The organism is Calothrix sp. 336/3, from assembly GCF_000734895.2.
In the GTDB taxonomy this organism is placed as follows: Bacteria; Cyanobacteriota; Cyanobacteriia; order Cyanobacteriales; family Nostocaceae; genus 336-3.
In genome coordinates, this window is the sequence record NZ_CP011382.1 from 1463550 (window position 1) to 1476671 (window position 13122).

The following is a 13122-nucleotide window of genomic DNA, read 5'->3' on the forward strand; positions in this document are numbered from 1 at the left end:
ACCGCTTTTGTGGGTCACTCACCAGTTTAACAATAATACACTTGTTACAGAAGCGAGCTATTCATCAGGAAAGCACAATTTTGTCGCTAATATCCTACTCCTTAGCAATTATGCAACCTGTACGGGGAGGAATTGTTAATTCTAAATAGGTATTGTGACTTTCTGGAAGTAATTGGACGATGGTTCCCGTACCATAGATGACTACCTCTGGTTGGCTGGTTAATTGGCTGATATCAAGATTGTGATTGATGGTTGTACTGCCTGTATTGACAGCAATAATTAATACTTCCGTTTCCCGGATGCGAGCAAAAACGTATAGTTCTCCTTGGGCATGAAGAACTTCATAAGTACCGATGCGTAAACAGGGATACTTGTGACGTAGTTGAATTAACTGGCGGTGGGTTTGGAGAAGTTCTTGATTCCAGTCTTGTGCTTGGGGAAAACCACGCCGACAATCGGGGTCAATGCCACCCATCAAGCCGACTTCATCACCATAGTAGATGCTAGGGGCACCGGGGAAAGTCATTAATAGTAATGTAGCTAATTTGACTGTGTTGATATCGCCATCTGCCATGGTAAGTAACCGTGCGGTGTCATGACTAGCAAGCAGATTTAATTGGGTGAGTTGAATTTCCCAGGGGTAGAGCTGGAGGAGATTGTGAATTTTGGTGGCGTATTCTGTGGCTGATATGGGTGGATAGGGTTCGTAATCCCTTCCTTGGATGTGTTGGGGTTGAATGCGATCGCCACCAGTAAAAGCAATTGTTGCTCCTGTAAATAAATAATTCATCACCCCGTCAAACTGGGTTCCATCTAACCATTGTCGAGAGTCTCCCCAAATTTCACCCACAATATAAGCTTCAGGATTAATTGCTTTTACCCGTTGCCGAAATTCTTGCCAAAATCCAGGAGCGCTAATTTCAAAGGGCACATCTAAACGCCAACCATCAATACCAAATTCAATCCAATATTCGGCAATTTTCATTAAATATTCCCGCACCTGGGGATTGTTATGGTTAAAAACTGGTAATGCGCGATTTCCTACCCAACTACGGTAATTAGCTGGCGAATCACCTGTATAGGGGGCAAGGGGAAAATCTTCAATCTCAAACCAATCAATCCAAGGGGAATAGGAACCATTTTCCAAAACATCATGGAAAAAGAAAAAACCACGACTACAGTGATTAAAAACACCATCTAAGACAATTTTGATATTTTTTTCGTGGGCAGCATCTAAAAATTCTCGAAAGGCAATATTACCTCCGAGAATGGGATCTACTTGATAGTAATCATGGGTATGGTAGCGGTGATTACAAGCAGATTGAAAAATTGGTGTGAAGTAGATTGCCGTTATCCCTAAATCTTGGATGTAGTCCAGATTATCCTTAATTCCCCACAAATCACCACCCTTATACCCTTGGAGTGTGGGAGGAGCATCCCAATCTTCCCATGGTGAACTACGTAAGAAATTCTGTTGATGTTGCGGACTTCTGGCAAAGCGATCGGGGAAAATTTGGTAAAAAACAGCGTGTTTTGCCCAGTTGGGAGTGTGAAATTCCATGAAGATTTTGTCTATATTCTCTGACTATTCAGGTGCGATCGTGACAGATAGTAGTTACTTATGATTCACACTAACGATAGAAATTTTCTTGGTAATTCCCCATTCATCATCTCAAATTTCCAATTTCTCTGAACTGCGTCCCTAGAGACATTCTTTCTCTGGCTAATTTCGTTAAAATAGGCTGCTATCAATCAGATTTGTCAGAGAATAGCAATCTGATCAGCAAGTGGGCACAAATCAAGATAATCTCAGATAATTAGGGTTTTTTAGCATCTACTGAGAAGATATCTTGGCTGACACTTACTGCTTAATATTTCTTGGCAATGTCAGGAGCATTTGTCTTTGTCTTTATGCTGACCAAGAGTTGTGTTACCTTAACTGCTGAGATTACTGACTAAATTTTTCTTGGTATCGCTGAAAAATGTAGGCAATGCTACACCCCAGGAATGCACATGGATTGGATTAGCTTACTCAAAGCTCAACAGGCAGATTTTTTGCAACGGGTGAAAAAACCCAAAACCTATGATCTCTCTCTGCTAGAGAGTCCTGTCAAAGGTTGTCACAGTGAAATCATGGCTTTTTGGGGTGAACCGCTAGGAAAAATCCTGGAAACCGTGCAACATCAAGCGGAAATTATGGCGAAAAGTCCACCACCCACACCCCCGGAGTATCCCGAACCTCCTGAGTGGGTAATACCTTTTCCCCGTTATTTTCAGCAGCAAGCAGAGGATTATTTATTGCGGGAGGAAGTTACCGAGCAGGTGATGACTCAACGTTGGGGAAAAATGATGAAAAAAGTTCCCCAAAATACTCTCGAAGGTATGCTGTTGGATGATGAGGGAAATTTGCGGGGTGAGAGTAAGTTTCCCTATGTGGTGACAGGTAAGCGGAAACTGAATGTTTTGGTATGTGTTGCCGATGGTGAGAGCTTTAACGGAATTAAGAAGGATAAGGTTAAGTGGTCAATTACCCAGGATGATGTCAAGAATTATCACTTATTTATTTTCTTATGTTTATTTTATCCTTTTACTGGTAGAAGGGGATATGAAAAGCGAGCCGTAATCACAGGTTTTTTACCCAAAGAGCAAATTGATTTTAGTGAACCCAAAATTTTGATTTATCCCAGTAATTTATTGTATTCAGGGGGGGTGAGTTGGTACTTAGAGGCAATTAATACTCAACAAGAAATTCCTCGCGCTAGTAAGGAAGTGATATTGTCGGAAGTGGTGCAGACTGTACCGACGGAGCATCCTTTGAAAAAGGTGGTTGGCGATTGGGAATGTTGGCAAACTTTAAAGGGACATAGCCGGGGAATTAATTGTCTGGCTTTTAGTCCGGGAAGTCAAAATGGTAAAGCTTTCCCTATAGTAGCTAGCGGTAGTCGGGGTGAGACGAAACTCTGGGATTTAAGTCAGGGTGAGTTGATCGATACCTTACTGGATTATCCTTGGACAGTTTCCGGTTTAGTTGATGAGGTGAATGCTTTAGCTTTTAGTCCGGATGGGCAAACTTTGGTGAGTGGTGGAGCAGACTCAACAATTAAATTGTGGCACACTGGAGCGCGGGATTTAATTGATATTATGCACAAACATAATGGGATTGTGCGTTGTGTCACCTTTACTCCCGATGGCAGAATGTTGGCTACTGGTGGAGACGATCGCAAGATTTTATTTTGGGATTTACTCTATCGCCAGGTGACTGTGGCTTTATCTTTGGATGATACAGCAGCTCATTCCTTGGTTTTGAGTCCTGATGGTCAAATTTTAGTCACTGGTAGTTACCGGAAAATTAAGGTGTGGCATCTGGAGCAACCGATGAATAGTAAGTCTCCGGAAGCTGAATTAAAACATACTTTAATGGGTCATAGTCATATTGTCACGGCTTTGGCAATGAGTAGCGATCGCCAGATTTTAGTCAGTGGCAGCAAGGATAAAATGATTAAAATTTGGCATCTAGGGTCAGGGGAATTACTGAAGACTCTCCCAGGACATATAGATGGAGTGTGTGCGATCGCCCTTAGTCCCAATGGACAAACTATTGCCAGTGGTAGTGCAGACAAAACAATTAAATTATGGCATCTGCAATCTGGGGAGCTTTTAGGTACGTTTACTGGTCATACTGATGCAGTCACCGCTCTGGCTTTTACTACTTCTGGAGAAATGTTAGTTAGTGGTAGTTTGGATAAGACTATCAAAATTTGGCAACGGAGTTGAGGAATTTAAGAAGGATTACTCCTTTGGTACTAAATTGGTAGAATGATGACCTTCCTTACAGACTCTACAGATATTACCAGGATTCATTTTTCCTCAAGGTTGAGCATTAAGCAGCGCAGTGAATTGGGGCAGTTTTTGACTCCTGCGACCATCGCTCGTTTCATGGCGGGACAATTTAGCAATTTGGCAGGTCAAATCAGGTTGCTTGATCCTGGTGCAGGAGTTGGTTCATTAACTACCGCTTTTATAGAGCGCTTATTAAGTAGTCCTAATCCGATTGAAAGCTGCTCTATAACTGCATATGAAGTTGAGCCAACTTTCTTATCATCTTTGGAGCAGCGCTTGATAGAATGCTGTTTTGCTCTAGAAAAAAGAGGAATCAAAGCAGATTATAGCTTGCATGAAAAGAGCTTTATCGAAGCTGCTGTTGAAGTAAATCTTCCCCTCTTCCCAGACTCTAGTACTTGTTTTACTCATGCAATTCTAAATCCTCCTTATAAAAAGATTAATAATCAATCGGCAGAGAAGAAAATCCTCTCAAGTCTCGGAGTCGAAACGGTCAATCTTTATAGTGCGTTCGTTTGGCTTGCCATGTTACAGCTTGCTGAAGATGGAGAGATGGTAGCCATCACGCCAAGAAGCTTCTGCAACGGCCCATACTTTCGCCCTTTTCGGAAAGCATTTTTAAAAGAAATGGGGCTGAGAAAAATTCATGTATTCAAAAGTCGATCGGTTGCTTTTGCAGATGATGATGTACTCCAGGAAAATATTATTTTTCATGCAACTAAAACAAAACTTAAACCTGATCTTACAGAAATCACTAATCATTCTGGAAATGTCTTAGATGAATTTTCAGAGACGCGGTGTGTTCCTTATGGTGAAGTGATTGAAATCAACGATACTGAGCAGTTTATTCATATTATTACGAACTCTCTTGAAGATGCCTTGAGAGTGCAGATGAATAAATTACCGGGCACTTTAGATGACTTGGGTTTAGAAGTATCAACGGGTCCAGTTGTAGACTTTCGATTGAAGTCAGCTTTGAGGAGTTGTTTGGATGAAAAGAGTGTCCCACTGATTTACCCAGAATCGATGAAGGCAGAGAGAATCTTGTTTCCACCCAAGAATCCGCGTAAGGCGATCGCAATCGAACAAAACCAGGAAACGCAGAAATGGCTGATTCAGAGAGGATGGTACGTTCTGACAAGGCGGTTTTCGGCAAAAGAAGAGAAGCGTCGCGTTATGGCTGCTGTCTGTTCTCCTATGGATGAACCATTCCTCGGAATAGAGAATCATCTCAACTACTTCCATGCTAAGGGTAAAGGGATGAATCCTGACCTTGCACGAGGGTTGGCGGCATTTCTCAATTCAACGCTATTCGATAATTACTTCCGTCAATTTAGTGGTCATACGCAGATCAACGCAACTGATCTGCGTAGAATGAAATACCCTTGTAAAAATGATCTAATGTCTCTGGGGAGCCAAATCAATGACTCTATCTCCAACCAAGAAAAACTCGATAAGCTTGTCCATAAAACTCTGTCAATCATGAGCGAAGTAACCAATGCAATTCAGGCTGGTAAGCGTATTGAGGAAGCACTAGCGATTCTCAAAGATATTTCTGCTCCTAGAGAGCAGCAGAATGAACGTTCAGCACTTTGCTTGTTAGCATTGGCAAACGTTCGCCCTGACACACTCTGGAGTGAAGCGACAGATCCAAGGCGCGGAATTACTGAAATGATGGATTGGTTTCGTGATTACTACGGTAAACAATACGCACCGAATACACGTGAAACGGTTCGACGACAAACAATGCACCAGTTTGTCCAGATGGGGTTAGTGATTGAAAACCCTGATCGCCCCGATCGTCCTATTAATAGTCCCAAGTGGTGTTATCAACTGCATCAACAAGCCCTATCTCTGCTTCAATCCTATGGCTCCGAACAGTGGGAAGAAGCTTGTCAGAATTATGCGGTATCAGTCGAAAACCTATTGCAAGACAAAGCGCGAAATCTATCGATGATGCCTGTTCATTTGCCCAATGGTCAGGCAATTCAGCTTTCATCAGGTGGTCAGAACCTACTGATAAAGGATATCTTAGAGAAATTTTGCCCTAGATTTACGCCGGGGGGTATTGTGTTGTACGTCGGTGATGCTGGGGATAAATTTATTGTTAACGAAACTCAGAGGTTTCGAGAAATTGGGGTCGAACTCGATCCGCACGGTAAAATGCCAGATATTGTAGTGCATTATCAAGAGCAAGGCTGGCTTGTATTAGTAGAAGCTGTCACTAGCCACGGTCCAGTTAACCTAAAACGCCGTAATGAACTGAAGCAACTGTTTCAGTCAAGTAGTGAGGGGCTAGTCTTTGTTACTGCTTTCTCAAGTCGTAGATCGATGACTCGCTATCTTGCTGAGATTTCTTGGGAAACAGAAGTTTGGGTTGCTGACCAACCAGATCACATGATTCATTTTAACGGGGAGAGATTTCTCGGTCCCTATGAAGAGCCGGAGAATCGTTCTTGAAGATATCGGTTGTATTTTCAAGATGGCGACACAGAATTTGTATGAGCTTTTTTGAGGGACTTAACCACAAATTCAACACCCTAGAACACCGATTCACTAATAAAATACGAGACTGAAAACCCCTGTTTTAAAGTCTTCTACAATGAAACATTCCTTGTTACAACTCACGAAACCAGGTTTTTTCGTCATGATTCCGAATACTGAATCAGTGTTCTAAGTACAAGGTTTTGCACCCCTACTCATTCCCCAGATTCCGGTTTAGTATCTTTGAGCATTAATTCCATAACTGCTTGTCGGGGTGTAATTTCTCCTTGCAGCAAACGATAGACTTGCTCAGTGATGGGGACATAAATGTTACGTTGTCTGGCTCTTTGTATCAACACTTGGGTAGTGTTCACACCTTCTGCGGTTCCTCGCAATTGGGTGAGAATATCCTCCAGAGTTGCACCATATGCTAACTGATAACCAACTTGGTAGTTACGACTGAGGGAACTATTACAAGTAGCGAGTAAATCTCCTAAACCAGATAATCCATAGAAGGTTTCTGCCTTTGCCCCCCAATGTACACCAATTCGCACCATTTCCGTTAAACCACGGGTCATGAGTGCTGCTTTGGCATTGGTTCCTAATTGTAAACCGTCGCATACTCCTGCCGCGATCGCCATGACATTTTTCAGCGTCCCTCCTAACTCTACACCTAGGGGGTCTGTATTTGTATATACACGAAATCTTTCCGATGTCAAAATACTTTGGACGGCGATCGCAGCATTATTCGCTTGACTGGCGACTACGGTGGCAGCTGGTAATTGTTGCTGAATTTCCTGGGCTAAATTTGGTCCAGAAAGCACAACCACGGGGTGAGCAGGAAACATTCTTTGCCATATCTGCGATGGTGTCTGCGTTGTTTCCGGGTCTAAGCCCTTAGTCGCTGTGATAAAAATTACCTTGACCGGAAGAGCTAAAGATTGAATTTGCCTCGCAACCTCGCTGACACCTTTCATCGAAATTGCCGACAGAATCACATCAGCATCCTTGACAGCATCACCCAGGGAAAGAGAACCGTGACGTGACCAAATATTGACTTGATGACCATTCGCTGATGCAATAGATGCGAGACTGCTTCCCCATGCACCAGCACCGAGAACTGCAATTAATTGAGAATTTGAGGACTTGGGAGTAATCAATTTTGGGTTTTAATGTTGGCACCGTCATTAAGATTACACCACACAGAATTCAAAATTCCAAACTTGTAATTAGCGTAAAACAGCAGTTAGGGTGGAGAAGGATATTATATTAAAATTTTTGATCTCGATCGAGGTTCCAAACAATGAGACAGTTATTCTCTACAAAGATGAAGACGGAATTCGGATTGTGGAATGTCCCAGCCTGAAAGGATGCGTTATTCAGGGAAAAACCAAAAACGAAGCTCTCTCGAATATAAGGGAAGCGATCGCAGGTTCTATTGCTGTTTTAGAAGCAGATGGGTTATCCGTACCAGAAGATAATTTTGAAACTTTTTTGGTGGTGGTGTGACTAAATTACTATAGCGTTTCCCAAGGAAATGAAATACACTCGTCAGCTTGTACGATGCGCTCTTGACCTCTTTTCTCGCTAAACTAGGAAAGCGCGCGTTACTTATGGGAGACTATCCATGCAGTTGCTGAAAACCACTGACACAGATTTTTCCATGCAATTCCTTGCCCTTGTCAACGAACGACGGGAGGCAACGGTGGATGTTAGTGGTACTGTTAGGGAAATTATTGCTGATGTGAAGGCACGGGGTGATATAGCAGTTAAAGATTACACCCATCGCTTTGACCATTTTCAGCCGGAATCTTTGCGGTTAACAGCAGATTTTATTGCCCAGCAAGCAGCAAAATGCTCTCCCCAGGTGAAAGCATCTTTAGCAGTGGCAGCAGAGCGAATTAGTAATTTTCACCAGAAACAGTTGCCAGGGAATATTGCCTATACTGACAGTGTTGGTGTGAGTCTAGGACTAAATTGGGTAGCTTTATCTACCGTCGGTATCTATGTACCCGGAGGTCGGGCTAGTTATCCTAGTTCGGTGTTGATGAATGCCATTCCGGCAAAGATTGCTGGTGTGGAGAGGATTGTCATGGCTGTACCTATGCCTGGGGGAGAAATTAACCCAGCAGTTTTAGCGGCGGCAGAGTTGGCAGGTGTAACGGAAATATACAGTATGGGGGGAGCCCAGGCGATCGCCGCCCTTGCCTATGGAACTAAAACTATTGTTCCGGTGGATAAAATTGTTGGTCCCGGTAATGCTTACGTGGCAGAGGGTAAGCGGCAGGTTTTTGGAACTGTGGGTATTGATAGCATTGCTGGACCTTCGGAAATTCTCGTTGTCGCTGATCACCAGAATCAACCTGCTTGGATTGCCTGGGATTTACTTTCCCAAGCGGAGCATGATCCTAGCGCCCAATCGATTTTAGTCACCGATTCCTGGGAGTTTGCCCAAGAGGTAATTCAGGCGATCGCCGAAATTCTCGCAACTTTACCAACTACCGCCGTAGCAAGCGCCAGTTGGGAAAAACATGGAGCTGTGATTGTTGTGGAAAATTGGCAGGAAGCCATACCTTTGGTGAATCAATTAGCACCGGAACACTTGGAATTATGTATAGATAATCCTAGGGAATTGGCGCAATATATTCGCTGTGCTGGTAGTGTTTTCCTCGGCAGACATACCCCGGAAGCTATCGGAGATTACGTAGGAGGTCCCAACCATGTGTTACCTACATCCCGCTCCGCTCGCTTTGCTTCTGGGTTGAGTGTGTTTGACTTTATGAAACGGATTACCTATTTGGAGTGCGATCGCCAGTCTTTGGAGAAAATCGGTCACGACGCGATCGCCCTCGCAGAAGCAGAGGGTTTGCCAGCTCATGCAGGTAGCGTTGCTGTGAGGTTAGAAATGGGGATTTAAAAACGGCAAAACCTGATCAGGGGTGACCAGGTTTCTTTAAATTTATGTGCAATTTGATAAGCTTAAAAGATAGAACGAAGAAGTCAACTACTAGGGTGGATATTGACTGGACAACAAACTCAGCACAAGAACGTTTTTCCGCTTAGGGATTTGGCTACCTAATCTGGTTAGGAGACTTGCCACTTCTCTGTCAAAATGTGCTGTCATTTGCCTGGGCTACTGACGGGGGACACTGGGTCACTTGCCCTTGGTTTTGGTTTAATCTATACCTGCTGTGTCCTGTCTATAAATCTAGCACCCCCCACCCTAACTGCAAGTCTTTTTTAACTGAAGTTAATGAGTCTTTAAAGTTTGCAATATATCCTCCTCAAACTGTTACCACAGGTTTCTCTGACTAAGATTTTTTACAGCAGGAAGTCACCGGAAGGGAGGTAACTTTGCTGAGGTTTACCTGTGTTAATAATTCACTCCATCCAGAAGTAATTGCTTTATCTTTCTTACCCTGCATCTTAGCTAGTCCCAAGGTTGTCACAGCATCAAACCAAATGCCATTTTGCGCGTAAATCTTTGCCTGCATCAAGGGAGTTTTGGCATTTTTCAGTTGATTTTGTATCTTTGAGGACACTGCAACTCGCTGAATCTTACCTGTAACAGTTCCGGGTTTATCTTCTACTGTTTGATAGTCGCAGTATACGGAAAAAGACCAACGGTAGGATTTGCCAACTTGTAAAGCAGGAACTTTTGTCGGTAGGGAAAAACTGACGATTCCCTGGGGAATTTGGGATTTTTGCACCATGGTTTTGTAAACTTCTTTACCCGCTTCATCCTCTAATACGAAGGCGATCGCGTCCTTGGTTGTGATTTTTCTCGGTAGACTGAACCAAAATCTGGGGTGGGAAGCAACGGTTAAACCCCAGAGGTATTTACCTTGATTTGATTCGATGGTAGGTGCAAGTGCTGTGGGTTCGCATCCCCTTCCCGCTCCTCCCTGTCTCCTGTCTGTGGGTTCTGGACCCGTGCCTGGGGGTGGTGGGGGATTATAATCAATGGATGGGGAACTGGGAACCTGAGCGATGACTTGGTTAGTATAATTGGAGGAGCAACTGGTACAGAGTAGTAGGGTTGCTGTAGTTGCGAAAAAAAGTTGAGAAAATCGTAGTTGAGTCATATAGAGTCTAAGAATAAAAAGTCTTGTGAATCAAAAATTGATGGCGATAGAGCTACGCTCCGCCCTATGGTAGGATAAATACAGCTATAATCAATCAAAATAATATTTTCCCATCATAATAAAATAATCTGAGAAAGTTCATTTTCCCAGCCTCTATGCCAAAACGGATGAGAGAATTTTATGGTAAGGCAAGCCAAAAAACTATCCCTACCAAACCATAAGCAACTACCCTTATAAGGAATTAATCCTGATAATTTGACCTGGTTTTACTTTTTCAAAAAGACATAAACAAGGGTACCATTAGTTAACAACATAGTGAATAGGGGGGCGACTAGTGGAACCCAGCCACCGAAATGTAATATTACAATACACGTTGTTGTCAGTAGGATTATGCAACTACCTAATACAGTAGTCATAATTATCAATCTACGAAACCACCAAGCAATCAATCCCCCGACTACAGACCACAACCCAATCCAAAGAATTTCCCCACCCATCGACCATACCCATATCAGTGGTCTCTTGTCTAAAACAGCACTGAGAATTTGACTCACCATCTGTGCGTGAATAACCACACCAGGGATTTGTGCAGAGGAACCCGCACCCCAGGGTGTTGCCCAATAATCACCCATACTAGGGTCTGTAATGCCAATGAGTATAATTTTATTTTTAATTGCCAGGGGGTTTACCTTGTCAGTCAAGATGTCCTGGAGAGTCACCTGGGGAGCAATCAGTTGGGGATTCTCCATTGCTCGGTAGTTGAGCAGAATTTGACTACCTCCTGTATTTACCCCTTGATATCCTCCTGTCCGACTGTGGATAGAGGGGAAAATGATTTGATTGAGTTTTAAGTAATTATCCTTGGTGAATTCTACTTTGATACCTTGTTTCGATAAGTATTCAAAGGCTAAACGACTACTGAGACTGTAACTTGCAGTGCAGCGCGAGTTACTATTATGTGTCATAAATAACAATTGTCGGCGCACAATCCCATCCATATCTTGGACAAAATCACTAAATGCGACGCGGGCAGGGGGAACTTCTGGAGGTGGTAAAGTACCTGTGGGATCATCTCGGCGATCGGGACGTTTACAGATAGAGATCAAACCTTGGCTTTTTTTTAATTTTTGTATCAGTTGAGGTTCTTGACTGGGATAATCACGGTAGATATCTAAACCAATGACAGCAGGTTGGTGGGTTTCTAATTTTTGCAGGAGTTGATTGAGGGTTGTATCCGAGAGGGAACCGAAACGGGGTTCTTTACCTTGGGATTGCACATCTTCAGGAGTTACTGTCACTACTAAAATGCGTTCATCGGGATTTTCGGTGATGCGCGATCGCAGTAACAAATCAAATACCCCAAAATCTAGGGGAGATAGGAACCCAAAAAATCTCACACCCCCAATTAACAGAGTACTGACGAGACTAGATAACAAAATTAACCTAGTTTCTTGATGATTGGGTAGCGATCGCTTTACCTTTGCCTTACCACACCATTCTCTCCAAGTTGATGGATTTTCTGCCGGATTTTGACAAATCACTGGTAACCAAGTTGCACAGGGAAATTCCCCTTCTAAACCCTGTAATTTTTCCCGTGCTTCTCGTACCGCAGTATAAAGAGATTCTCCCTTAGCAAAGAGTGTGAGAAAATGTTTCAAAAATTCCTGTGCAACCCCATCAGGAACAGGTTCCCGCATCACAATTACCTGGGGTAAATGTAAATCTGCTAAATCCTGCGCTAAACCTAACCCATCACAGGAGTTAAAAACAGCTAATTTCAAACCCCTCGATATGGCTTTTCTCAAACCATATTTTAACTGGTCAATTGTTAAACTATCGGTAGAATTTATTTGAATACATCCCTTTTCTTGACTCGAACTATGTCCGGCAAAAAATAACATATCCCAATCTGATTGCCATAGCTGCTCATTCAATTCCTGAGATGTCGGTTCTAATAAAAATGTAATCTCTGCATTGGGTAATTTTGCTAATATTTGTTTATCTTGGGTAAGATTAATCCCCTCACTATTACCAAAGATACTCAAAATTTTAACTTTCTTTTTGATATGAGAAATATTCGTTTTTAAAGAACGTGCATATTCCGGTAAACTTAAGGCAATTTCTGCTTGGGGATAGTCAGAGAGGAACTCCCACAAGCTCCAAGGTAATCGTAATATTTGCGGGTTTTCGGCAGCGATTACCAGACGAATTTCATCCTTAGGAGTTAAATTTGTCCTTAATTTCCGGTCTATTCCTAAGAAACTATTTGCACTTAACCACCGATTTAATTCTGTGCCTAATTCTTCGCATATTTCCTGGAATTCGTGATGGGAAATATTTGTAATCGTATCATCATCCTCATCAATTTCAAATTCGGGATGGGCGCTACGAGTTCTACGCCAAGACAAGTTATTATATAAGGATGTGTATAATCGCTGCCAACGTTGATAAAGTGTTGCTAAATTTGGCATCGGTGGTAAACTACCACTAAATTGTATGGGAGTCATCCCATCTTCTTCCCAAAGCTGTGCTGTCACTGTGGGAAAGCCGTATTGTAATTCTCCTTTACCCAGGTTTAATACTACTAGATGGGACATTTTATCAGCAAGATGAGGATGACTTTACTTGTTTTTCTCAGGTTGGTGAGAGTTAGTGTATTCTGATATTTATCTCACAAACAAGAGGTAATAGTCAAAATCTAACGAAATCGCAA

Annotated in this window: 8 protein-coding genes; 4 read left to right on the forward strand and 4 right to left on the reverse strand. The window is 42.7% G+C overall.

The window, feature by feature from the left end:
- Nucleotides 1-94: 94 nt before the first annotated feature.
- Nucleotides 95-1561 (reverse strand): glycoside hydrolase family 13 protein, encoded by a 1467-nt coding sequence (locus IJ00_RS05780; protein WP_035150903.1) that lies wholly within the window; start codon nucleotides 1559-1561, stop codon nucleotides 95-97.
- 452 nt (nucleotides 1562-2013) lie between these two features.
- On the opposite strand from IJ00_RS05780, the gene IJ00_RS05785 reads away from it, so the two are divergent.
- Together IJ00_RS05785 and IJ00_RS05790 are read left to right on the forward strand one after the other, a co-directional pair.
- The gene (locus IJ00_RS05785; protein ID WP_035150906.1) at nucleotides 2014-3774 is read left to right on the forward strand and encodes a WD40 repeat domain-containing protein; all 1761 of its coding nucleotides are present in this window, start codon (nucleotides 2014-2016) and stop codon (nucleotides 3772-3774) included.
- Between the two features lie 42 nt (nucleotides 3775-3816).
- Nucleotides 3817-6300, forward strand: a complete 2484-nt coding sequence (locus IJ00_RS05790) for a BsuBI/PstI family type II restriction endonuclease (RefSeq protein WP_035150910.1) — start codon at nucleotides 3817-3819, stop codon at nucleotides 6298-6300.
- Nucleotides 6301-6539: 239 nt separating this feature from the next.
- On the opposite strand, the gene IJ00_RS05795 is transcribed toward IJ00_RS05790, so the two are convergent.
- Complete coding sequence (locus IJ00_RS05795; RefSeq protein ID WP_339366880.1) at nucleotides 6540-7484, reverse strand: NAD(P)H-dependent glycerol-3-phosphate dehydrogenase; 945 nt, start codon at nucleotides 7482-7484, stop codon at nucleotides 6540-6542.
- Nucleotides 7485-7602: 118 nt separating this feature from the next.
- Between IJ00_RS05795 and IJ00_RS05800 the strand changes: the two genes are divergently transcribed.
- Together IJ00_RS05800 and hisD are read left to right on the forward strand one after the other, a co-directional pair.
- Entirely contained in the window at nucleotides 7603-7833 is a 231-nt protein-coding gene (locus IJ00_RS05800) for a type II toxin-antitoxin system HicB family antitoxin (protein ID WP_238178441.1), read from the forward strand.
- Nucleotides 7834-7951: 118 nt separating this feature from the next.
- Nucleotides 7952-9241 carry a histidinol dehydrogenase gene (hisD, locus tag IJ00_RS05805; RefSeq protein ID WP_035150913.1) on the forward strand — a complete coding sequence of 430 codons (1290 nt, stop codon included), beginning with the start codon at nucleotides 7952-7954 and terminating at the stop codon, nucleotides 9239-9241.
- Nucleotides 9242-9635: 394 nt separating this feature from the next.
- Here hisD and IJ00_RS05810 read toward each other — a convergent pair whose 3' ends face one another.
- Together IJ00_RS05810 and IJ00_RS05815 are read right to left on the reverse strand one after the other, a co-directional pair.
- Nucleotides 9636-10409 carry a DUF928 domain-containing protein gene (locus tag IJ00_RS05810; RefSeq protein ID WP_035150916.1) on the reverse strand — a complete coding sequence of 258 codons (774 nt, stop codon included), beginning with the start codon at nucleotides 10407-10409 and terminating at the stop codon, nucleotides 9636-9638.
- Nucleotides 10410-10675: 266 nt separating this feature from the next.
- Nucleotides 10676-13006, reverse strand: a complete 2331-nt coding sequence (locus tag IJ00_RS05815) for a CHASE2 domain-containing protein (RefSeq protein WP_035150919.1) — start codon at nucleotides 13004-13006, stop codon at nucleotides 10676-10678.
- Nucleotides 13007-13122 lie beyond the last annotated feature (116 nt).

Excerpts from the sequence above, each read along its gene's own strand:
- IJ00_RS05780 (WP_035150903.1), bottom strand. The coding sequence starts at position 1,561 with ATGGAATTTCACACTCCCAACTGGGCAAAACACGCTGTTTTTTACCAA.
- IJ00_RS05785 (WP_035150906.1), top strand. The coding sequence starts at position 2,014 with ATGGATTGGATTAGCTTACTCAAAGCTCAACAGGCAGATTTTTTGCAA.
- IJ00_RS05790 (WP_035150910.1), top strand. The coding sequence starts at position 3,817 with ATGATGACCTTCCTTACAGACTCTACAGATATTACCAGGATTCATTTT.
- hisD (WP_035150913.1), top strand. The coding sequence starts at position 7,952 with ATGCAGTTGCTGAAAACCACTGACACAGATTTTTCCATGCAATTCCTT.
- IJ00_RS05810 (WP_035150916.1), bottom strand. The coding sequence starts at position 10,409 with ATGACTCAACTACGATTTTCTCAACTTTTTTTCGCAACTACAGCAACC.
- IJ00_RS05815 (WP_035150919.1), bottom strand. The coding sequence starts at position 13,006 with ATGTCCCATCTAGTAGTATTAAACCTGGGTAAAGGAGAATTACAATAC.